Source organism: Nisaea sp. (assembly GCF_965216895.1).
GTDB lineage: Bacteria > Pseudomonadota > Alphaproteobacteria > Thalassobaculales > Thalassobaculaceae > Nisaea.
On record NZ_OZ244205.1, the window covers coordinates 1,129,842 to 1,150,370 of the forward strand.

21 protein-coding genes are annotated in these 20,529 nt (G+C 63.1%); 14 read left to right on the plus strand and 7 right to left on the minus strand.

The annotated features are described in order from the left end of the window. The first annotated feature begins 84 nt into the window (after positions 1-84). From cysD to ACOOE1_RS05440, 5 genes are all read left to right on the plus strand, one after another. Positions 85-879, plus strand: coding sequence for a sulfate adenylyltransferase subunit CysD (gene cysD, locus ACOOE1_RS05420; RefSeq protein ID WP_420405317.1), 795 nt, complete (start codon positions 85-87; stop codon positions 877-879). Between the two features lie 37 nt (positions 880-916). Beyond that, the gene (gene cysC, locus ACOOE1_RS05425; protein WP_420405318.1) at positions 917-2,803 is read left to right on the plus strand and encodes an adenylyl-sulfate kinase; all 1,887 of its coding nucleotides are present in this window, start codon (positions 917-919) and stop codon (positions 2,801-2,803) included. A gap of 135 nt (positions 2,804-2,938) precedes the next feature. Then, positions 2,939-4,108 carry a 2OG-Fe(II) oxygenase gene (locus ACOOE1_RS05430; protein ID WP_420405319.1) on the plus strand — a complete coding sequence of 390 codons (1,170 nt, stop codon included), beginning with the start codon at positions 2,939-2,941 and terminating at the stop codon, positions 4,106-4,108. A gap of 33 nt (positions 4,109-4,141) precedes the next feature. Then, a complete protein-coding gene (locus tag ACOOE1_RS05435; RefSeq protein WP_420405320.1) occupies positions 4,142-4,684 on the plus strand; it encodes a sigma-70 family RNA polymerase sigma factor in 543 nt (180 codons plus the stop codon). Further along, complete coding sequence (locus tag ACOOE1_RS05440) at positions 4,668-5,435, plus strand: anti-sigma factor family protein (RefSeq protein WP_420405321.1); 768 nt, start codon at positions 4,668-4,670, stop codon at positions 5,433-5,435. The genes ACOOE1_RS05435 and ACOOE1_RS05440 overlap by 17 nt, the downstream gene beginning before the upstream one ends. Before the next feature lie 42 nt (positions 5,436-5,477). Here ACOOE1_RS05440 and ACOOE1_RS05445 read toward each other — a convergent pair whose 3' ends face one another. The 5 genes from ACOOE1_RS05445 to ACOOE1_RS05465 form a co-directional block, all read right to left on the minus strand. After that, on the minus strand, positions 5,478-5,732 hold the full coding sequence (locus ACOOE1_RS05445; RefSeq protein ID WP_420405322.1) for a hypothetical protein: 255 nt from the start codon (positions 5,730-5,732) through the stop codon (positions 5,478-5,480). Next, the gene (locus tag ACOOE1_RS05450; RefSeq protein ID WP_420405323.1) at positions 5,729-6,355 is read right to left on the minus strand and encodes a helix-turn-helix transcriptional regulator; all 627 of its coding nucleotides are present in this window, start codon (positions 6,353-6,355) and stop codon (positions 5,729-5,731) included. Before ACOOE1_RS05450 ends, ACOOE1_RS05445 begins: the two co-directional genes overlap by 4 nt. Before the next feature lie 72 nt (positions 6,356-6,427). Continuing rightward, positions 6,428-8,005, minus strand: a complete 1,578-nt coding sequence (locus ACOOE1_RS05455) for a cisplatin damage response ATP-dependent DNA ligase (protein ID WP_420405324.1) — start codon at positions 8,003-8,005, stop codon at positions 6,428-6,430. Then, on the minus strand, positions 8,005-9,030 hold the full coding sequence (locus ACOOE1_RS05460; protein ID WP_420405325.1) for a ligase-associated DNA damage response exonuclease: 1,026 nt from the start codon (positions 9,028-9,030) through the stop codon (positions 8,005-8,007). The genes ACOOE1_RS05455 and ACOOE1_RS05460 overlap by 1 nt, the downstream gene beginning before the upstream one ends. A 2-nt stretch (positions 9,031-9,032) precedes the next feature. Further along, complete coding sequence (locus tag ACOOE1_RS05465; protein WP_420405326.1) at positions 9,033-9,638, minus strand: SIS domain-containing protein; 606 nt, start codon at positions 9,636-9,638, stop codon at positions 9,033-9,035. A 227-nt stretch (positions 9,639-9,865) separates the two neighbouring features. Here ACOOE1_RS05465 and ACOOE1_RS05470 point away from each other — a divergent pair, with 227 nt between their 5' ends. From ACOOE1_RS05470 to ACOOE1_RS05485, 4 genes are all read left to right on the plus strand, one after another. Continuing rightward, positions 9,866-10,036, plus strand: a complete 171-nt coding sequence (locus ACOOE1_RS05470; RefSeq protein WP_420405327.1) for a hypothetical protein — start codon at positions 9,866-9,868, stop codon at positions 10,034-10,036. Positions 10,037-10,266: 230 nt separating this feature from the next. After that, positions 10,267-11,064, plus strand: a complete 798-nt coding sequence (locus ACOOE1_RS05475; RefSeq protein WP_420405328.1) for an enoyl-CoA hydratase-related protein — start codon at positions 10,267-10,269, stop codon at positions 11,062-11,064. 18 nt (positions 11,065-11,082) lie between these two features. Further along, positions 11,083-11,523, plus strand: coding sequence for an STAS/SEC14 domain-containing protein (locus ACOOE1_RS05480; RefSeq protein ID WP_420405329.1), 441 nt, complete (start codon positions 11,083-11,085; stop codon positions 11,521-11,523). Positions 11,524-11,562: 39 nt separating this feature from the next. Continuing rightward, positions 11,563-14,040, plus strand: a complete 2,478-nt coding sequence (locus tag ACOOE1_RS05485) for a ligase-associated DNA damage response DEXH box helicase (RefSeq protein WP_420405330.1) — start codon at positions 11,563-11,565, stop codon at positions 14,038-14,040. A gap of 8 nt (positions 14,041-14,048) precedes the next feature. Here ACOOE1_RS05485 and ACOOE1_RS05490 read toward each other — a convergent pair whose 3' ends face one another. Both ACOOE1_RS05490 and ACOOE1_RS05495 read right to left on the minus strand, forming a co-directional pair. Continuing rightward, positions 14,049-14,228, minus strand: a complete 180-nt coding sequence (locus ACOOE1_RS05490; RefSeq protein WP_420405331.1) for a hypothetical protein — start codon at positions 14,226-14,228, stop codon at positions 14,049-14,051. A 124-nt stretch (positions 14,229-14,352) separates the two neighbouring features. Further along, positions 14,353-14,562, minus strand: a complete 210-nt coding sequence (locus ACOOE1_RS05495) for a cold-shock protein (protein WP_420405332.1) — start codon at positions 14,560-14,562, stop codon at positions 14,353-14,355. Between the two features lie 254 nt (positions 14,563-14,816). On the opposite strand from ACOOE1_RS05495, the gene pdeM reads away from it, so the two are divergent. From pdeM to ACOOE1_RS05520, 5 genes are all read left to right on the plus strand, one after another. Further along, positions 14,817-15,488 carry a ligase-associated DNA damage response endonuclease PdeM gene (pdeM, locus tag ACOOE1_RS05500; RefSeq protein WP_420405333.1) on the plus strand — a complete coding sequence of 224 codons (672 nt, stop codon included), beginning with the start codon at positions 14,817-14,819 and terminating at the stop codon, positions 15,486-15,488. A gap of 64 nt (positions 15,489-15,552) precedes the next feature. Continuing rightward, positions 15,553-17,010, plus strand: coding sequence for a cryptochrome/photolyase family protein (locus tag ACOOE1_RS05505; protein WP_420405334.1), 1,458 nt, complete (start codon positions 15,553-15,555; stop codon positions 17,008-17,010). Between the two features lie 64 nt (positions 17,011-17,074). Continuing rightward, positions 17,075-18,421: an NAD(P)/FAD-dependent oxidoreductase gene (locus ACOOE1_RS05510; RefSeq protein WP_420405335.1), complete on the plus strand. Its 1,347-nt coding sequence runs from the start codon at positions 17,075-17,077 to the stop codon at positions 18,419-18,421. Position 18,422: 1 nt separating this feature from the next. After that, positions 18,423-19,253: a DUF1365 domain-containing protein gene (locus tag ACOOE1_RS05515; RefSeq protein WP_420405336.1), complete on the plus strand. Its 831-nt coding sequence runs from the start codon at positions 18,423-18,425 to the stop codon at positions 19,251-19,253. Between the two features lie 30 nt (positions 19,254-19,283). Then, positions 19,284-20,525 carry a class I SAM-dependent methyltransferase gene (locus ACOOE1_RS05520; protein WP_420405337.1) on the plus strand — a complete coding sequence of 414 codons (1,242 nt, stop codon included), beginning with the start codon at positions 19,284-19,286 and terminating at the stop codon, positions 20,523-20,525. The last annotated feature ends 4 nt before the right edge of the window (positions 20,526-20,529 follow it).

A 20,529-nucleotide genomic window follows, 5' to 3' on the forward strand; every position in this document is an offset into this window, starting at 1 on the left:
CGACCCTTTTGCGCTTTTGACAAGTCGCCATATGGAGCCTAGAAACCGCGCTCCACTTGGAATTGCAACGGAAACCCCGGCCCGATGGATCATCTCGACGCGCTGGAAGCACAGAGTGTCTACATTCTGCGCGAGGCTTTTAACAAGTTCGACCGCATGGGCATGCTCTGGTCGCTTGGCAAGGACTCGAACGTCATGGTCTGGCTTGCCCGCAAGGCATTCCTCGGCCATGTCCCCTTCCCGCTGATGTTCTGCGACACCGGCAAGAAATTTCCCGAGATGTACGCCTTCCAGAAGAAATACGCCGCCGAGTGGGGCGTGAACCTTATCGTGCGCGAGTGCCCGCCGATCGAGGAGATCGATCCGACGCTGCCGCCGGCCACGCGCTCTGCGGCGCGCAAGACCGAGGCCCTGAAGCGGCTGATCGCCGAACAGGACATGCAGGCAGTGATCGCCGGCATCCGTCGCGACGAGGAAGCGACGCGCGCTAAGGAACGCGTCTTCAGCCCGCGCGGCGAGAACGCGGAATGGGATTTCCGCGACCAGCCGCCGGAGTTCTGGGACCAGTTCAAGACCGACTTCGCCCCGGGCACCCATATTCGCATCCACCCGATCCTGCATTGGACCGAACTCGACATCTGGCGCTACATCCAGCGTGAGAACATTCCGATCGTCGATCTCTATTTCTCCAAGGGTGGCAAACGCTACCGCTCCCTCGGCGACCAGGACATCACCCACCCGATCGAGAGCGAGGCGAGCACAATCGAGGAGATCATCGCCGAGCTCGAGGCGACGACCATCGCCGAACGCAGCGGCCGGGCCATGGACCATGAGGCGGAGGACGCCTTCGAACGGCTCCGCACCGCGGGATACATGTAATTCGCGGCCCCGTCAGAACCGCTCTCGAGAGATATCGATGCACCTTTCCTCCGAAATCCCTGCCCTGAAACTCGTCGTTGTCGGCCATGTCGACCACGGCAAGTCGACCCTGATCGGCCGCCTTCTGCACGACACCGGATCACTGCCGGACGGCAAGGCCGAGGCCGTCATCAAGATGTCCGAGCGCCGCGGCATGCCGGTGGAATGGGCCTTCGTGCTCGACGCCCTGCAGGCCGAACGCGACCAGGGCATCACCATCGACACGACGCAGATCTTCTTCAATACCGACAAGCGCAATTACGTCATCATCGACGCGCCGGGTCACAAGGAGTTCCTGAAGAACATGGTCTCCGGCGCCGCGCTGTCCGATGCCGCGCTGCTGGTCATAGATGCCAAGGAAGGGATGCAGGAACAATCGCGCAGGCACGGCTATATCCTGCATCTGCTGGGCCTCCGCCAGGTCGCCGTCGTGATCAACAAGATGGATCTCGTGGACTATCGCGAGGAGCGCTATCAGGAACTGACGGGCGAAATCCGCAAATACCTCTCCGAGCTCGGTCTCGAGGCCGCCGCCATCGTTCCGGTCTCCGCCCGCGAGGGCCAGGGTTTGACCATGCGCCCGGACCGGATGCCCTGGTACGAGGGACGCGACCTGGTCGAGGTACTGGACAATTTCAGCCCGCCCGTACTGCCGACCGACCGGCCACTGCGCCTGCCCGTGCAGGACGTCTACAAGTTCGATGACCGCCGCATCATCGCGGGCCGGATCGAGAGCGGCCGCATCCATACCGGCGACCGGATCCTGATCTCGCCGTCGAACAAGACCGTCACGGTCCGGAGCATCGAAACCTGGAACACCAAGAGGCCGGCCGTCGGTGCCTCCGCCGGCCAGTCCGTCGGCATCACCCTCAGCGAGCAGCTCTTCATCGAGCGCGGTCAAGTGATCAGCCACGAAGCCAACCCGCCGATCGAGAGCAACGTCTTCCGGGCGCGGATCTTCTGGCTTGGCAAGACGCCGCTCGAAGTCGGCAAGCGCTACAAGCTGAAACTCGCAACCAACGAGCAGACCGTCGAAGTGCAGTCGATCGAGACCGTGATCGATGTGGAGAACCTGACCTCGAGCACCGGCGACAAGCTGGAGCGCAATGGTATCGGCGAGGTTACCCTGCGGGCCCGCGCGATGCTCGCGCTCGACGAGTTCGCCGAGAACCCGAAGACCGGCCGCTTCGTTCTGGTCGATGAATACGACACGGTCGGCGGCGGCATCATCTACATGGAAGGCTATCCGGACCAGCGCGCGCGCGGCGACGTTCGTTCGACCAACATCACCGCCGTCGAGCATAGGGTCACCCCCGAATTGCGCGCCCGCGCCAACGGGCACGAGGGGGGCATCCTCTGGCTGACCGGACTCTCCGGCGCCGGCAAGTCCACGCTCGCCATCGAGGCGGAGCAGCAACTCTTCGCCAAAGGCTACCAGGTCTATGTGCTGGACGGCGACAACATCCGTTTCGGCCTCTCCTCCGATCTCGGATTCGCGCCGGAAGACCGGGCGGAGAACATCCGCCGCGTCGGCGAGGTCGCGAAGCTGTTCGCCAGCGCCGGCGTCCTCGTACTGACCGCCTTCATCTCGCCCTACCGCGCCGACCGGGACCGGGCCCGCTCGATCGCCCCGGACCTGTTCCACGAGGTCTATGTCGCCGCCGACGTCGCGACCTGCGAAGGCCGCGACCCGAAGGGGCTCTACAAGAAAGCCCGTTCTGGTGAGATCAAGGACTTCACCGGCGTGTCAGCCCCCTACGAAGAGCCGGTGACGCCGGAGCTGACGGTCGACACGTCCGACAAGACGGTCAACGAGTCGGTCGCTGAACTGCTCGCCTATGTCGACGAGAACTTCAGCCTCACGCGGAACGGCGGCGGACGCTGAACGTGATAGGGAAACGCCCGCAAAAATCGGGCGCCCCCCTTCACGGCAAAATTTTCTATTCGCCGCAACTTTTTTACGGATGATATCCGGCGGCGGCTCCGTATCCGATTCAGTTGAGTCTGGATGCGAAGAAAAATGTCCTTTCCCCTGTTATCCGAAAGCCTGACCCGCACGTTGCCAGGAGATCCCGCACCGGGCTTCTCGCAAAGAACCGTCAAACACGCGAAGTTCGCGCTCGACAGCGTGGGCGGGCGTTACATCGTGCTATGTTTTTTCGGCTCTGCCGCCGAACCCCATGCGCAAGCCGCCTGCAAGGCGGCCTATTCCCGCCCCGGCCTGTTCGATGACAAGCATGCGAGTTTCTTCGGCGTAAGCATCGACCCGAGCGACGAGAGCGAGGCCCGCCTCATCCACCGGAACCCCGGTCACAGGCATTTCTACGACTTTGACCTCACGGCTTCGAAGCTCTACGGAACCCTGCCGCAAACGACAAACCGGGCAGACGCCCTCGACGCGCTGATGCCCCAGTGGATCGTCATCGACCCGACCATGCGGGTGATCTCCGTCGTCCCATTCCGAGAGGACCAGAGCGACATTTCCGAGGCCATCTCGCTCGTTGAGGGATTGACCCCGCCGCAACGCTTCGCCGGAGTCGAACTGATGGCGCCGGTCCTCTACCTCCCGCGAGTCTTCGAACCCGAACTCTGCCGTCATCTAATCGAGACCTACGAAGCAGATGGAGGCGAGGAGAGCGGCTTCATGCGCGAGATCGATGGCCGGACGATCGGCGTGCTTGATTCCGGCTTCAAGCGACGCAAGGACGTCACCCTGACGGACGACACCCTGATCCGGGAATTGCAGATGCGGTTCATGCGTCGGGTGATTCCCGAGATCTCCAAGGTCCATCAATTCAAGGTCACGCGGATGGAGCGCTATATCGTTGCCTGCTACGCGGCGGAAGACGGAGGGCATTTCTCGGCGCACCGGGACAACCTGTCGAAAGGGACGGCTCACCGTCGTTTCGCGGTATCGATCAATCTCAATGACGATTTCGACGGCGGCGAAGTGAGCTTTCCGGAATACGGACCGCGCTCCTTCAAGGCACCGCCCGGCGGGGCCGTCGTGTTCTCCTGCTCGCTCTTGCACAAGGTCAGCAAGGTGACGCACGGACGGCGCTACGCTTTCCTGCCTTTCGTCTATGATGACGCGGCGGCACGAATCCGGCAGCAGAATGCCAGATTCATCGGTCTGGATAAGGCCGCGTCCGGCGGCGGCGCGAAGGAAGCGGACATTGCGAGGGCCTAGGCATGAACATGCGGGATGGACGGAGGCGCGGGCATGTTTGCTGACAAAGTCGACATCGTCGGGCAGATCGACGTTCTCAGACGTTACGCCCGAGTGCTGACCCGGGACGCCTCGGCGGCGGACGATCTCGTACAGTCGACCTTGCTGCGGGCGCACGAGCGCAGTGCCACCTTCCGGACGGGTTCAGATGTACGTGTCTGGCTGATGTCGATCCTGCACAACATTTTCATCGACGATCGTCGCAGCGCACGGGCAACTGAAGCGAGGGAACGCGCCTGGGTCGAAATGCATCCGGGCTTCAGTCCGCCGAGCGGCGAGAACGCAGCCCGTCTCGGCCAGATCAGGGAAGCGTTCTTCTCACTTGTCCACGAACAGCGAGAAGCGCTCCATCTCGTGGCTGTGGAAGGACTCGAACTGGCCGAGGCGGCCAAGGTCCTCGGCGTGCCGACTGGAACCGTCATGTCGCGCGTGGGACGCGCCCGGAAAGCATTGAGGAAATACGAGGAATCCGGCCCCAAGGGCGCCATAACGCGCACCTTCAGGGTCGTTGGAGGACGCCATGAAAAAGCAGACTGATACGCCGAGCGACATCGAATCCGACCTCCTCGCCCTGCTGCAGGGACGACTCGACGCCGAGCGCGCCTATCTCGTCGCCGACCATCTCGCAGATAACCCGGAGCGCGCCGCACAGGTGCTTTCCGATGCCCGCGACATCGAGGGGCTGAGATTGGCTCTTTCCGAGCCAGACACCCCGCCGCCAGCGCCGATCGTCACCGCGGCGCGGCGCCTCGAAGAGCGCCTGCAGGGGCGGCATGCCCTGCGACGGTTCGCCCCGATTGCTGCGTCCCTGTTCATTTTCGCCGCAGGATGGGCAACCAACCTGGCGCTGCAGAATTTCGGAACGGCAAATGCCCACCCGCTCGTGGACGCGGCCCTCGACGCTCAGGCCGCGCTGGATCTCCGGCACTGGATGGTCTCACAGCCCGAGAGCACGGAACTCAACACGGCGGAAATCGTCGGCGCGCTCGGCATCCAGCTGCCGGCCCTGCCCGCAGGCTGGACCGTGCGCGACGTCCAGGTGGTTTCGTCGCCGGAACGCCCCGGCATCGCGATCGATCTCGACACGCAGCAATTCGGACGCGTTCTGCTTTTCGCCATCGCACGAGACGTGAACGGAAACGACACCTCTCTGACCGCCTTCGACTATCAGGGACGATCCGTCGCGCTCTTCACCAGCGGGCATTCCGCCTATGTCCTGGTCGACGCGTCGGGCCACCCGGAACAGATCACGGTCGGCGCAAAGGAACTGCTCAGCCGAATCAACTGAAGTCTGCCTGACCTGTCGATCCTGCGGCTGTTCCCACCGGCGTCAGAGATGCTTCCCGCGCTCGAGGATCTCGAGCACGTATTCTCGGTAGGTCATGCCGAGCTCCTTCGCCCGCTTGATGCGGCGCTGCAGAATCAGGCGGTCAGGCGTTTCCCATGCCCTGGCGCTCGCCTTCTTCCATTGTGTCTTGTGCCATGCATTGCTAAGCGGAGGCCCCTGGTTGTGGCCAATGCCGATGGGAACCCGCCTGCGCAGGCCGACCAGCGCAGAAACCTTGTGCCGTTTGATGCGGTTCATTTGGGGGTGATCCGATAGGCGCAGCGCCGCGCTCCCGAAAGAATGTGATCGGTCCGCTCAACCACGCAATCGGGCCCCAGAACGTCTTGAAACAAATTCAGTTCGGAGCGGCAGAGCCCCTGGCACTCCGTCGCCGCGGCGCAGACCGGGCAATGGTTTTCGATCAGGAGAAATCCGCCTTCGTCCGTCTCCGCGCATTCGGCCATATAACCCTCGCGGTCGCGGAGACCTACCAGCGCATCGAGTTTCTGTTTCAGCGTCCGGGCCTTGCCGGTCTCGGCCCGGTAGGCCGCGAGGTTTTCCGCTTCCCGCTTTTCGATCAGGCGCTCAAGCCCCGCCTCACCGAAAAGCACACGGACCGACTGCAGGAGATCGACGGTGAGCTGGGCGTGGCTGTCCGGAAACCGCGCATGCCCCTCCTCGGTCAGGACCCAGTAGCGCTTCGGCCGGCCGCGCCCCTGGCGTCTGTCCTCGGGCGTCACAAGTCCGGCCTCCGCCAGTTTGGCGAGATGCTGGCGCGCGGCCTCCCCGGTCATGGAGAAATGCGCGCCGAGATCGCCGATGGTTTGCGGGCCCCGGGTCTTTAGCTGAAAGAGAATTCGGTCTGCGGCACGATCGTTCATATCGGATTCCAATAGGTTATCCGTCTTTATCAAGAAATGGCTTGCGATGAAAGAGTGCTGCGAAGGCCGTGTTCAGAGAATAAGCCGCTCCAGGCTCTCCAGCCTGTCGGCCTCCTCGACCGGCTTGTCCCAGCGGATGCGGTGAAACCGCGGGAAGCGCATGGCGACGCCGCTCTTGTGCCGTGAGGAGCGATGCACGCTGTCGAAGGCCACCTCGACGACCAGCCCCGGCGTGACCTCGCGTACGGGCCCGTAGCGCTGTACGGTGTGGTCCCGCACCCACTTGTCGAGCCGCTTCAGCTCCTCGTCGGTGAAGCCGGAATAGGCCTTCCCGACCGGCACGAGTTCCGGTCCTCCTTCCCCGTCCCGCCAGGCGCCGAAAGTAAAGTCGGAATAGAAGGAAGACCGCTTGCCGTGTCCGCGCTGGGCATACATCACGACGGTGTCGAGGGTAAGCGCGTCGCGCTTCCACTTGAACCAGGGTCCCTTCGGGCGGCCCGCGAGGTAGGGACTGTCCTGACGCTTCAGCATCAGCCCTTCGAGCTGATCGTCCCGACAGGCCTCGCGCAGGGACTCCAGCGCGGCCAAATCTGCGAACGGGACAATCTCCGAGAGATCCGTCCGCTGCGGCTGCTCGCGCTCATGGAAGCGCTCCAGGCGGACCCGGCGTTCGGTGAACGGCAACGGGCGAAGGTCCTCGTCGCCGTCGAAGAGAATGTCGTAGAGCCGGATATGCGCCGGATGCTCCTGCAGCATCTTTCGCGTCACGCGTTTGCGGTTGAGGCGCTGCTGCAGATTGTTGAAAGGCGCCACCTCGCCGTCGCGCAGCACCAGCAGCTCGCCATCCAGCACGCCCTCGAAGGCAACGAAATCGACAATGTCCGGAAACGCCCTAGAGATATCGTCGCCGGTGCGGGTATAGAGCCTGACCTCGCCGCCACGCGACGCGATCTGCACCCTGATGCCGTCCCACTTCCATTCCGCGACATATTCAGAAAGATCAAGACGGGCGAGATCGTCCTCTTCCAGCGGGTTCGCCAGCATCAGCGGCCGGAACACGGCGCGCCGGCTCATGTCCGGTTGCTCCGCCTTGCCCTCGAGCCAGTCGAAGAGCTCGCCATAGGGCGGCTCCAGCCCGTGCCAGATCTCCTCGATCTCGTCGACCTCGCGGCCGAAGGCCTCGGCGAGCGCCGTCTTGGCAAGGCGGGCGGAGACGCCAACCCGCATCCCGCCGGTCGCGAGCTTCAGCAACGCCCAGCGCCCCGTCGCATCCAGCGTGTCGAGCCAGCTCTCGATCACCTCCGAGGCTGCTGCCGCGCTCAGCCCGTCGAGTTTTGCCGGTATATCGCCGGGGGAGGGCGCCGCCCGGTTGGACGGGCGTTCCGGCCAGATCAGCGCCGCGGTTTCCGCGAGGTCGCCGACAAAGTCGTAGGACCAGCCGAACAGTTCCGGATCGACGCGCTGCATGACAAGCGCCCGAATCATCGCCGGCTTGGCGCTCTTCACATCGAGCGCGCCGGCGAGCGCCGCGAGCGCGATTCCCCGGTCGGGATCCGGCGCAGTGCGGAAGTAATCCGCCATCAGTTTCAGCTTGGAATTGCGCTGAGGGGCGTAGAGCAACCGGTCGAGCAGATGGGCGAAGCGCAGCATCAGCCCTCCTCCTCGTAGCCGAGCAGCCTGAGCGCCTGCGCTTCCATACCCTTCATCCGTGCGGCATGGACCAGTGCTTCCTCGCGCCCGTGCGTGACCCAGACTTCCGGTGCACCGACGTCGTCGAGGGTCTGCAGTAACTCGTCCCAGTCAGCGTGATCCGAGATCACCAGCGGAAGCTCGACACCGCCCTGTTTGGCGCGCTGTTTCACCCGCATCCAGCCGGAGGCCATGGCGACGACCGGGTCCGGCAGCCGGCGCGCCCAGCGGTCGGCGATGGCCGATGGCGGCGCCAACACGATTTCTCCGGAGAGATCCGCACGCGGCTTGCCCTTCTCTCCCGCCGTCGCGGGCAGCAATTCGCCGAGATCCACGCCATGCGCCTGGTAGAGCTCGCAGATCGGAATCAGGGCGCCGTGAAGATAGAGCGGCTTGTCATACCCCGCCGCCCGGATGAGCGAGATCAGGCGCTGCGCCTTGCCAAGCGCGTAAGTGCCGATGACGTGGCAGCGCTCCGGAAACAGGCGCCGCGAATGCATCAGCGTCGCGATCTCGTCCTCGTCCGGCGGATGGCGGAAAACCGGCAGGCCGAAGGTCGCCTCTGTGACGAAAACATCGCAGGGAACCGGCTCGAAGGCATCGCAGGTCCGGTCGGCCCGGCGTTTGTAGTCGCCGGAGATGACGACACGCTCGCCCTTGTATTCGAGCACCACCTGCGCGCTGCCGAGCACGTGGCCGGCGGGAACCAGCCGGACCGTCACACCATTGATCGAGATGGTCTCGCCAAAGGGGAGCGGCTGACCGCTACCGAACGGCGTCTCACCATAGCGCGTCCGCATGATGGCGAGGGTCGCAGGCGTCGCCGCAACCGCGCCATGGCCGGGCCGCGCATGATCCGCATGTCCGTGAGTGATGATTGCGCGCTCGACCGCACGGGTCGGATCGACATAGAAGCCACCCGGCTCGACAAGCAGACCCTCCGGTCGGACCCTGATCCAGCTTGCCCTGCGTGCGGCTCTCATCATTCCTACTCGATATTGTCCGTTCGTGCCTGCTTACCGAGATAGCCGCCGTGATGGCGAAGTCCATATTCGTGCCGCGTCACGCCCTTGCGCTCCATCAGCACCAGTGCCAGCGCGTCGCTCACCGCCGCCATCACCGCCATGCTGGCCGACGGGGTCAGACCGAGCGGACACGGTTCCTTGATCACCCCCATGTCGATGATCACGTCCGCGCGCGCGCGCAGCCCGCTGTCGGGATGCGAGGTGATGCCGATGACCTTGCCCGCATCCACGTGGCGGCTGAGTTCGATAAATTCCAGAACCTCACGCGTCTTGCCGCTGGTCGAGAAAGCGACAATGCAATCCCCCGGAGCGACCATGCCGAGATCCCCGTGCGCCGCCTCGCTCGGATGGATGAAAAAGGCCGGCGACGCGGTCGAACTCAGGATCGCAGCGAACTTGTGCGCGATGAATCCCGCCTTTCCCATGCCCGTCGTGATGATCTTGCCGGGCGTGTTCTGCAGAATATCAAGGGCCTCTTCATAGGTCTCGTCGACCCGGATCGCGTTGATCGCGGCGGCTTCCGCATCGAGGATCATCTTGATGCGGGACTTGATGTCGGAACTGTTCAAGGAAGGCCTCGGGGTTTCGGATTTTCAAGCTGCCGGAACTTAACCGACCGGGGTCGGAGACTCCAGCCTGACTTACGTCACATTCAGAGGATTAACCCCCGTCAAAACCCCTCATTAGGCACAAAACAGCATCAATACAATGCTGCATTGCAACATTATCATTGTTGCTTTCCAGACCGATCTCTTATCCAGCGACTGGAAACAAGACATCAACGTCGGAGCTGAACATGACGAGCGAACAGACCAAACGCCCGCGCATCTACTTCTCGGATATCCAGCGCAAATGGTCGATCCTGCAGGTCGGCGCCGCGCGGGAGATGATCGACGGACTCTCCCGCCACGGAGACGAGGCCGACCCGCTCGGCGAGCTGAAGCACGTCCCAAACCAGGCCGCCTGACCTTATTTCGCCTTCCTGGCTTCCCCAAGACGACACGGGTATCACCGCAAGGCGATACCCGGCCTCTTTGGTTTTGCGCCGCAGCAATGCGGATGGTTGATCGACAGTCGGTGCGATCCCAACTTGGCGACGCGCGGATATCTCCCCCGGTGCTGCACGCTGCCTATTCCCCTTTTGCACCAAGATACTTAGGCTGCCTCGCTTCAAAGTCTTCCTGAAGGTTGCCTCTCATGTCCGAACCCGTCGTCCTGCTCTCCAAAGATCCGCGCGGCGTTGCCACCGTCACCATCAACCGGCCGGAGGTGAACAATGCCTATAACGGCGACGTCATCCAGGGACTGATCGATGCGTTCAGCGATTGTGCCGTCGACCAGTCCGTCCGTGTGGTTGTCCTGCGCGGCAACGGAAAGCATTTCCAGGCCGGCGCGGACCTGCGCTGGCTGAACGAGATCGGCGCGCTCTCGCCGGAAGAGAATGTCGCTGTATCGCGCCGTACGGCCTCGGCGGTCTGCGGCCTCAACGACTTTCCGAAACCGACCGTCGCGCTGGTCCATGGCGGATGTTTCGGCGGCGGGGTCGGCATCGTCGCGGCCTGCGACATCGTGATCGCCAGCGAGGATGCGATCTTCGCCATCACCGAGGCGCGCTGGGGCGTGATGGCGGGCATCATCGTCCCGCACCTGAACGCCGCGATGGGCCCGCGCAACGTGCGGCGCTACGCCCTCACCTGCGAACGTTTCGGGGCGGCAAAGGCAGCGGAAATGGGGCTCGTCCACGAGGTCTGCCCGAAAAACGGACTCGACGCGGCCGCCGGGCCGGTGATCGACCAGCTCCTGCTTTCGGCACCGATCGCCATGACCGAAACCAAGCAGGTCGTTCTCGACCATGCCAACATCACGCTCTCCGACGATTATTTCGAGGAACTGGTGGCACAGCATGCGGCGAAGCGGCAGTCGGACGAAGCCGCCGAGGGCCTGAAAAGCTTCGCTGAAAAGCGTCACCCGGCCTGGTATACCGGCGCGACCTAAGCATTTTGCGGAGAAACCATGCCGACGATAGAGCATGACAAGTTCCCGCAACGGGAGTCGAAGAATGTCCTGTGGTCCGTCGACCCTGACCGGAAACTGCTGTTCATCGAGTTGCGGGGCGGCGTTTCCGATTACGACCTTCTGAAATACATCCCCCGGATCTGGAAAGAACATCCGGAAGTTGTCTGGTTCAACTCCGTCGTGGATGTGCTTGAGGACGGGGCGACGGGAAACTGGACCTGGGGAGCCCTGCAGCAGATCGCGAAGGAATGGAAAGAATTTGCGCAAGATCGCAATCCGCATAGACGCGTTGCGGTCCTGACCGAGAACTACTGGATCACACAGATCGTAAACCGGGCTCTGGGATTCCTGTTTATCGGCCAGCAATTCCATTGCTTCCGTGATCGCGACGCAGCCACCGAATGGGCCGCTGCCGGCCTGGCGGGCTCCGCAGATTAGTCCCTTGCCACGCGCCTCGACGCCCGCCACCTTTGCGACATGCCGGACGTGGCCCAGAACTCCCCGACAGACCGACCGGTCCTGCCCGAGAAATTCCGCGACTGGTTCGAGGATAAAGGCTGGTGGCCGCATTCTCACCAGCTGGACATGCTGAAGGCGGGGCGGGACCACAGGCACGCGCTCCTGATTGCGCCAACCGGCGGCGGCAAGACACTCGCCGGTTTTCTGCCAAGCCTCATCGAACTCGCCGAAGTCCCCTATGAAGGACTGCACACGCTCTATATCTCGCCGCTCAAGGCACTCGCGGTCGATATCCACCGCAACCTGTTGCTGCCGATCGAGGAGATGGGTCTGGCGGTCACGGCCGAGACACGTACTGGCGATACGCCGCAATCGAAGAAGCAGCGCCAGCGCAGCACGCCACCAAACATCCTGCTGACCACGCCCGAGAGCCTCGCTCTCCTGCTCTCCTATACCGACGCACCGAAATTCTTTGGAGAGCTTCGTACAATCGTCGTCGACGAATTGCACGCCCTGGCGCCGAACAAGCGCGGCGAGCTTCTGTCCCTCGGGCTCGCACGGCTTGCCCGTCTGGCGCCGGGCGCGCGGCGTGTCGGCCTCTCAGCCACCGTCGCCTATCCGGAGTCCCTGGAAGCCTATCTGTCACCCACCGGCCGCGCCGCACAGGGCGATGTCGCGCGGATCACCGGCGGCGGCGCGGTAGCGGCGGACGTGAAGATCATGATCGGCCGCGGGCATTTCCCCTGGTCCGGCCATATGGGCACTTACGCTGTCGAGGACATCTACGAACAGATCACATGTGCCGAGACCACGCTGGTTTTCGTCAACACCAGAGCGCAGGCCGAGATCCTGTTCCAGGCGCTCTGGCGGGTGAACGAGCAGAACCTGCCGATCGCCCTGCACCACGGGTCGCTCTCGGCGGAGCAGCGGCGCAAGGTCGAGGCGGTCATGGCGAGGGGCGGGCTCCGGGCTGTGGTCGCCACCTCCTCGCTCGATCTCGGCATCGACTGGGCCGCCGTCGATCTGGTGATCCAGGTCGGGGCGCCGAAGGGCTCCTCTCGGTTGTTGCAGCGCATCGGTCGTGCCAACCACCGGCTCGACCAGCCGAGCCGCGCCATTCTGATACCGGCGAACCGTTTCGAAGTGCTTGAATGCCAGGCGGCGATCGATGCGGTCCGGGAAATGACGCTGGACGGGGATCTGCCGAGCGAAGGCGCACTCGACGTACTGGCGCAGCATATCCTCGGCACTGCCTGCGCTGGGCCGTTCGATCCGGACCAGCTCTACGGCGAAGTGCGCACCGCAGCGCCATATGCCGATCTCGCTCGCGAGGATTTCGAGGCCGTGCTGCGCTTCGTCACCGACGGCGGTTACGCACTCCGCACCTATGATCGGTTCCGTCGTCTGAGACCTAGCCCGGGCGGGCAACTCACCGTGGTCAACGAAAGAGTCGCACGCGCCTACCGGATGAATGTCGGCACCATCGTCGAAGCGGTGACGCTGAAGGTGCGGATGCGGCGCGGACGCTTTCTCGGCGAGATCGAGGAATATTTCGTCCAGGGCCTGACGCCGGGCGACACCTTCCTCTTCGCCGGCCAGCTCCTGACCTTCGAGGGCGTGCGCGAGACCGTTGTGGAGGTCAGTCCGGGCGGCAGCGGAGAGCCGGAGGTCCCGGCCTATATGGGCGGGCGCCTGCCCTTCACCACGCATCTCTCCGACCGGGTGCGGGGCATGCTGGAGGACGACCGGAACTGGCCGACCCTGCCCGCGCCGGTCGAGGACTGGCTGCGCATGCAGCAATGGCGTTCCGTGATGCCGAAGAGCGACCGTCTGCTTGTCGAGATCTTCCCCCGCTCCGGCAAGTTCTATCTTGTCGCCTACTGCTTTGCAGGACGCAACGCGCACCAGACCCTCGGCATGCTGCTGACCCGCCGCATGGAAAGGGCCGGGCTCGATCCGCTCGGCTTTGTCGCGAGCGACTATGTGATCGCCGTCTGGGGATTGAAGGAGCCGCGCCGCGAGGATGTCGAGGCATTGTTCGACCAGGACATGCTCGGCGACGACCTGGAGGAATGGATGGCGGACTCGACGCTATTGAAGCGCACCTTCCGCAACGTCGCGGTGATCGCGGGGCTGATCGAGCGCAAGCTGCCGGGACACGAGAAGACAGGCCGCCAGGTCACCTTCAGCGCCGATCTGATCTACGACGTCCTCAGAAGCCACGAACCGGACCACGTGCTGCTGAAGGCGACGCGCGCCGACGCGGCCCGCGGCCTTACCGACATCCGCCGGCTGGCCGATCTGCTGGTTCAGGTGAAGGGAAAGATCGATGTCCGCAGCCTAGACCGGGTCTCGCCGCTGGCGGTCCCGATCCTGCTGGAAATCGGTAAGGAACATGTCCATGGCGGCGCCATGGACGCGTTGCTTGAGGAAGCGGAAGCGGAACTCGTCGCCGAAGCCATTGGCGGCGACATGCAGGCCCACCTTCCGATCTGATCTGAGGCTCAGTTCACCACAATTCTGGGAGAGTCGCCGCACATCTCGGAAATGAGGTGGCGCGCATGGTCAATCATCTTCGGGTTTTCGCTACCGTCGATCGAGAAGATCTTGTCGCTGCCGGAGCGGGAAAAAGAGACGTAGTTCTGAAGTCCGTAATTGGTCAGAAAGGTCGTTTCGAAGTTCATAGTCACCTTGATAATTCTGAATGCGGCACGGCCGGAAACGGCCGAACGCACGGAACAAAGTCCATATTCATAAGCCGGATCGGGGCGATCCGTGACCGCCCCGACCCTGTCTTGAAGCGAGCGGTCAGCTCACCATTTTCAGGTTTTCGGCAGACATCTTGCCGTTCTGGCCCGGGACCAGATCGAAAGAGACGCGCTGACCTTCATCGAGGCCGGCAATGCCGGAGCGCTCCAGTGCGGTGATATGCACGAACGCATCGTTCGAGCCATCTTCCGGCTCAATGAAGCCATAGCCCTTGGTGGAGTTGAACCATTTAACGGTACCATTAGCCATGATTTTTCCTTTCACGACATAAGAAATCGGCCGACTGCACAACGCTGCCAGCCAGTTAAAACGCCCAAAATGTCGAGAAGAGAACTTGGTCCAACGCCCTGAGGCGGCAACAGTCTTTTAACAGCGACTTCTAAACGTACCTGACAAGGTAAGACGAAATCCTGCAAAAGCAAGGTAAATATTTTCGGGTACGCAAACAAACCCGGAGAGCCAAGGCCCTTGACCAGGTTCCGTCGATCCGCCTAAGCAGCGCAATGAACAGCGAGTCCCTCCACATCAACGGCGTCCCGCTTGTCGCCGACCATAGCGGAATCCTCTTCTGGCCGGAGCAATCGCTGCTCGTCGTCTCCGACCTGCACCTCGAAAAAGCGTCAAGTTACGCCGCGCGCGGCATTCCCCTGCCGCCTTACGACACCGCCGACACCCTGGGACGCCTTGCCCGCGTCTGCGAAAGCTACCGGCCGGAGCACGTGATCTGCCTCGGCGACAGTTTTCATGACACTGACGGGCCGGAGCGCATGACGGATGCCGACCGGCAGACGCTCGCCACCCTTGCCCGCGGCCGGGACTGGTGCTGGATCACCGGAAACCATGATCCGAAGCTTCCGGAGGATTTGCCCGGCAGGCGCAGCACCGTGGAGACCCGCGGTGCCCTGACCTTTCGCCACGAGAGCATTGCCGGCAGCGCAGGAGAGATCAGCGGCCACTATCATCCGTCGGCGCGGGTCAAGACCCGCCAGCGCCATCTCTACGGGCGGTGTTTCGCGCACAACGGCTCCTGCCTGATCATGCCCGCCTTCGGGGCGCTCTCCGGCGGCCTCAGCGTACGGGACCCTGCGATCGGCGCCCTTCTCGGCCCGTCATTCGAAATCCTGTTTCTCGGCCCCAGAAAGGTCTACCGCTTTCCGAGCGCCGCCGTGGCGTGAGTCAAAGTGATCCGCCCGCGGCAACCGGCCGTATCGCCTCCAACAAGACATCGCAGGTGGTATTTTGTCCGAAAAACCAATCCTCCTCTGGTTCCGCCAGGATCTTCGCCTGAGCGACAACCCGGCTCTCGCGGCCGCGGTCGAGACTGGCGCGCCGGTGCTTCCCGTATACGTCCTGGACGATGAAACACCGGGCCGATGGGCGCCGGGCGGCGCATCGCGCTGGTGGCTGCATCACAGCCTTTCCGAACTGTCGAACAGACTGACAAAGCGCGGCTCCGCGCTCCACCTTGTCCGATCCCGGGACGCCGCCGAGACGATCCGGGCTCTCGCGACGGAGACGGATGCCGCAGCGGTCTACTGGAACCGCTGCTACGAGCCGTTTGCGGTCGAACGCGATACCAAGCTGAAGCAGACCCTGCAAGCCGCCGACATCGGGGCCGAGAGCTTCAATGCCGCGCTGCTCTTTGAACCCTGGGAAGTCAAAACCAAATCCGGCACGCCGCCAAAGGTCTTCTCACCTTACTGGCGCGCCCTGCGCGCGCTGGGAGATCCCGCAGCGCCGGAGCCCGCACCCGACGAAATTCGCGGATCCAGCGCTCCGTCAAAGAGCGACTCGCTCGACGACTGGCGGCTTCTGCCGACGCGGCCCAATTGGGCGAACGGCTTTCATACCGATTGGAAGCCCGGAGAGGATTCCGCGCAGGCGCGACTCGACTGGTTTCTCGAAAACGCGCTGGAGAACTACAAGGACGGCCGGAATTTCCCCGCGAAGCCATGCGTCTCACGGCTATCCCCGCATCTGCATTTCGGAGAAATCAGCCCAAGACAGATCTGGCACCGCACAATCGCCTTCTGCCACGCCGAAGACCGCAACCCCTTCTCGGGATCGGCGGAGCATTTTCTGAAAGAGCTGGTCTGGCGCGAATTCTCTCACTCGCTTCTCTACCACAATCCGAAGCTTCCCGAGGCCTGCCTCAGGCCAGAGTTCGAGAATTTCCCCTGGGACAGATCGGACACGACGCTCCAGGCCTGGCAGCACGGCCGGACCGGCATTCCGATCGTCGATGCCGGCATGCGTGAACTCTGGCAGACCGGCTACATGCACAACCGGGTGCGGATGATCTGCGCCTCCTTCCTGATCAAACATCTGATGGTCGACTGGCGCGAGGGTGAGGCCTGGTTCTGGGACACCCTGCTGGACGCGGATCTCGCGAACAATGCCGCTTCCTGGCAATGGGTCGCCGGGTCCGGTGCCGACGCCGCGCCCTACTTCCGCATCTTCAACCCCGTCCTCCAGGGCGAGAAATTCGATCCGGACGGCGCCTATACCCGCCGCTGGGTTCCGGAACTGGCAGACGTGCCCGACCGTTATCTGCAAAAGCCCTGGGAGGCGCCCGGCAATCCGGCGCCCGACTATCCGACCCGGATCGTCGATCTCGCGGCCGGCCGGGACCGCGCCCTCGCCGCTTACAAGGGTCTCGGAGACACCGATTCCGAAAGGTCGGCTGCGTGGGGTTAGCCACAGCGAAATGCTGCACATGCGGCACAATTCAGAATAGAGTTTGTTCCGGGGGAGTGACTTGATGCGTATAGCTGTTGTCGGAAGCGGGATCGCCGGGCTCGGCGCCGCGTGGCTATTGTCATCGCGCTACCAGGTCACGGTCTACGAGGCGAACGATCGGTTAGGCGGACACAGCAATACGGTTACAGTCGATTACGACGGTGAGGCAGTGCCCGTCGATACCGGCTTCATTGTCTATAACGAGGCGACCTATCCCAACCTGATCGGCATGTTCGACTGGCTCGGTATCAGGACCAAGCCCAGCGACATGTCGTTCAGCGTCTCCGTCGGCAACGGCGCCCTGGAATACGAGGGCTCGCTTCGTGGGCTGGTCGCGCAGCCGACAAACCTGCTCAGACCCGGCTACTACCGGATGCTGACCGACGTCGCCCGGTTCTTCGCCGCCGCGCCGCGGCTGCTCGAAGAAGAACACGAACCGGATCTCACACTCGGTGCCTTCCTGAAACGCGAAGGTTACGGCGACGGCTTTCTCTACGATCACCTGCTGCCGATGGCCGCCGCGATCTGGTCCTGCCCGGTCGAGACCATGCTCGCCTTTCCGGCCCGCAGCTTCGTCCGCTTTTTCGTCAATCACGGGCTGCTGAAACATGTGAACCGTCCGCAATGGTTCACAGTCGACGAGGGCTCGCGCAGCTATGTGCGCCGGCTTGCAAAGGAGATCGAACAGCGCGGCGGCCAGATCCGGATCGGCCAGCCGGTGCGCGACATCCGCCGGCTCGAGAGCGGCGTGATGGTGAAGGAGCCGGACGGTTCGGAAACCTTCTACGACCAGATCGTGATCGGCGCACATGGCGACGAGGCGCTCTCGATGCTGGGCGACGCGGACGACGCGGAGCGCAGTCTGCTCGGCTGCTTCGGCTACCAGGATAATGTCGCCGTGCTCCACAGAGACGTAAGCCTGATGCCGAAGAGACGTGCGGCCTGGGCATCCTGGAACTATCTCGCCGAGGGCCGGCGCGACATGGATCGCGCGGTCGCGCTCACCTACTGGATGAACCGCCTGCAGGGCATCGACGAGCGACTGCCGCTGTTCGTCACCATGAATCCGCTGCAGGAGCCGGACCCCGCACTCGAATTCGCGCGCTTCAATTATACTCACCCGGTGTTCGACAATGCCGCCGTGCGCGCGCAGTCGGAGCTCGGAACCATCCAGGGAACCCGCAATACCTGGTTCTGCGGCAGCTATTGCGGCTACGGCTTCCACGAGGACGGACTCAAGGCCGCCGTTGCGGTCGCCCGCAGTCTCGGGGTCACAGTTCCGTGGAATACATCGGTCGCGCCCGCGAGCGAGCGATGGTTGGCGCTTCAGGACGCAATGGCAACGGCAGCGGCTACCGGGGACGACTGAGATGGCGGACAGGTCGACGGATCCGCAGAGTGCGACGACTTCCTGCCTCTACCGCGGCGCGGTCATGCATGCCCGCCTGCTGCCGTTCCGGCATCGCTTCGTCTATCGTGTCTTTTCCATGCTGATCGATCTCGACGAACTCGACGGGCTCGCGCGGAAGCTCCGCTTTTTCTCGCGCAACCGGTTCAACCTGTTCTCCTACTTCGACCGCGACCACGGCAGCCGCGACGGCACGCCCGTCGCGGAGTGGGTCCGCGCCCAGCTTCGCCTGGCGGGTTTCGAATCACATCAAGATCGCATTACAACGCATTGTTTTCCAAGAATTCTCGGTTTCGTCTTCAATCCTCTGACGATCTATTTCTGCCATCATGAAGACGGCCGTCTGCAAGCGATCCTCTACGAGGTGAAGAACACATTCGGTCAGCAGCATTGCTATCTGATCCGGGTCGAGGACGGGCACGATCCGGATAATGTGATCACGCAGAGCTGCGACAAGGATTTCTACGTTTCGCCCTTCATCGAGATGCGATCGACCTACCGCTTCCGCCTGAAGGAACCCGGCGAGAAGCTCTCGATCCTGATCCGCCAGGAAACTCCCGCAGGGGAAACGTTGGTCGCGACCCACACGGGACGCCGGGAACGGCTCACGGACGGCGCGCTCCTGAAGATGGCGGTACTCTATCCATTTCTGACCATCAAGGTCGTCGCGGGGATTCACTGGGAGGCACTGAAACTGTGGATCAAGGGCGCGATCTTCCATGAAAGACCGACCGAGCCCGAAAACGCAGTAACCGTCGTCGGCAAGTCATCCGCCGGACGGCATGCAGCGTAAGCAAGAAGACCTAGGATGGGGCGAACTGGAATGACTGATCACGAGATGGCCGATTATCCGCTGCCGGCAGCAGGACTGCGACCACACAGAACCGATCCGTTCATGCCATGGACCCGTGCGGTTCTTGTCATGCTGCGTGCGGTGCGGGTCGGCGAGTTGACCGTGCATGCTCCGAACGGCGAGAGCTATTGTTTTCGGGGTCCGGATGTCGGTCCGCGCGCGGAAGTCCGCCTAGGCTCCGACGCGGTCAGCCGCAAATTGCTGCTCGGCGGCGACGTGCGTTTCGGCGAAGCCTATATGGACGGCAACTGGGAGACCCCGGACCTGCCTGCCCTCATCGAGTTCGGTGCCGCCAACCGGCGTGCTCTTTCCCGCGCCATTGACGGCACAAGCTTCGTCCGCCTGGTGAAGTCCGTTCAGCATTTTACCAACCGAAACACGAAACGCGGCAGTCGGCGCAATATCGCGCACCACTACGACATCGGCAATGCGTTTTACGGCAAGTGGCTCGATCCGAGCATGACTTACTCCGCGGCGGTTTTCGACTGTGGCGAAGAGGAGCTGGAAGCCGCGCAACGGCGCAAGTACCGTCGCATTGCCGACATGTTGCGGCTCGAACCGGGTCAGACCGTACTGGAAATCGGCTGCGGCTGGGGCGGGTTCGCGTCGGTCGCGGCGCGTGATTACGGTGCACGGGTCGTCGGCCTGACCCTTTCACAGGAACAGCACGACTACGCGATCGAGCGTGCGAAACGCGAGGGCATCGCCGACAAGGTCTCGATCCAGCTCTGCGACTACCGTGATATCGACGGACGTTATGACCATATCGCCTCGATCGAGATGTTCGAGGCGGTTGGCGAGAAATACTGGCCTGCCTTCTTCGACCAGGTGCGATCCCGCCTGACAGACACCGGGCACGCGGCGCTGCAGATCATTACCATCGACGATGCGGACTTCGAGGATTACAGGCGCAATCCGGACTTCATTCAGAAATACATTTTCCCGGGCGGCATGCTGCCCTCCGTCAGCAAGCTGAAAGAACAGTTTCGTGCGTCGGGTCTGGAATGCGTCGCCGATGACGGCTTCGGCAGCCATTACGCACGCACGCTCGCGATGTGGCGGGAGCGTTTCCACGCCCGCTGGCACGAGATCGCCCCGCTCGGCTTCGACGAGCGGTTCCGGCGGATGTGGGACTACTATCTCTGTTACTGCGAAGGCGGTTTCCGTGCCGGCAATATCGATGTCCGGCAAATCGCTCTGAAGCACGCGTGAGGGC

Excerpts from the sequence above, each read along its gene's own strand:
- cysD (WP_420405317.1), top strand. The coding sequence starts at position 85 with ATGGATCATCTCGACGCGCTGGAAGCACAGAGTGTCTACATTCTGCGC.
- cysC (WP_420405318.1), top strand. The coding sequence starts at position 917 with ATGCACCTTTCCTCCGAAATCCCTGCCCTGAAACTCGTCGTTGTCGGC.
- ACOOE1_RS05430 (WP_420405319.1), top strand. The coding sequence starts at position 2,939 with ATGTCCTTTCCCCTGTTATCCGAAAGCCTGACCCGCACGTTGCCAGGA.
- ACOOE1_RS05435 (WP_420405320.1), top strand. The coding sequence starts at position 4,142 with ATGTTTGCTGACAAAGTCGACATCGTCGGGCAGATCGACGTTCTCAGA.
- ACOOE1_RS05440 (WP_420405321.1), top strand. The coding sequence starts at position 4,668 with ATGAAAAAGCAGACTGATACGCCGAGCGACATCGAATCCGACCTCCTC.
- ACOOE1_RS05445 (WP_420405322.1), bottom strand. The coding sequence starts at position 5,732 with ATGAACCGCATCAAACGGCACAAGGTTTCTGCGCTGGTCGGCCTGCGC.
- ACOOE1_RS05450 (WP_420405323.1), bottom strand. The coding sequence starts at position 6,355 with ATGAACGATCGTGCCGCAGACCGAATTCTCTTTCAGCTAAAGACCCGG.
- ACOOE1_RS05455 (WP_420405324.1), bottom strand. The coding sequence starts at position 8,005 with ATGCTGCGCTTCGCCCATCTGCTCGACCGGTTGCTCTACGCCCCTCAG.
- ACOOE1_RS05460 (WP_420405325.1), bottom strand. The coding sequence starts at position 9,030 with ATGATGAGAGCCGCACGCAGGGCAAGCTGGATCAGGGTCCGACCGGAG.
- ACOOE1_RS05470 (WP_420405327.1), top strand. The coding sequence starts at position 9,866 with ATGACGAGCGAACAGACCAAACGCCCGCGCATCTACTTCTCGGATATC.
- ACOOE1_RS05475 (WP_420405328.1), top strand. The coding sequence starts at position 10,267 with ATGTCCGAACCCGTCGTCCTGCTCTCCAAAGATCCGCGCGGCGTTGCC.
- ACOOE1_RS05480 (WP_420405329.1), top strand. The coding sequence starts at position 11,083 with ATGCCGACGATAGAGCATGACAAGTTCCCGCAACGGGAGTCGAAGAAT.
- ACOOE1_RS05485 (WP_420405330.1), top strand. The coding sequence starts at position 11,563 with ATGCCGGACGTGGCCCAGAACTCCCCGACAGACCGACCGGTCCTGCCC.
- ACOOE1_RS05490 (WP_420405331.1), bottom strand. The coding sequence starts at position 14,228 with ATGAACTTCGAAACGACCTTTCTGACCAATTACGGACTTCAGAACTAC.
- ACOOE1_RS05495 (WP_420405332.1), bottom strand. The coding sequence starts at position 14,562 with ATGGCTAATGGTACCGTTAAATGGTTCAACTCCACCAAGGGCTATGGC.
- pdeM (WP_420405333.1), top strand. The coding sequence starts at position 14,817 with ATGAACAGCGAGTCCCTCCACATCAACGGCGTCCCGCTTGTCGCCGAC.
- ACOOE1_RS05510 (WP_420405335.1), top strand. The coding sequence starts at position 17,075 with ATGCGTATAGCTGTTGTCGGAAGCGGGATCGCCGGGCTCGGCGCCGCG.
- ACOOE1_RS05515 (WP_420405336.1), top strand. The coding sequence starts at position 18,423 with ATGGCGGACAGGTCGACGGATCCGCAGAGTGCGACGACTTCCTGCCTC.
- ACOOE1_RS05520 (WP_420405337.1), top strand. The coding sequence starts at position 19,284 with ATGACTGATCACGAGATGGCCGATTATCCGCTGCCGGCAGCAGGACTG.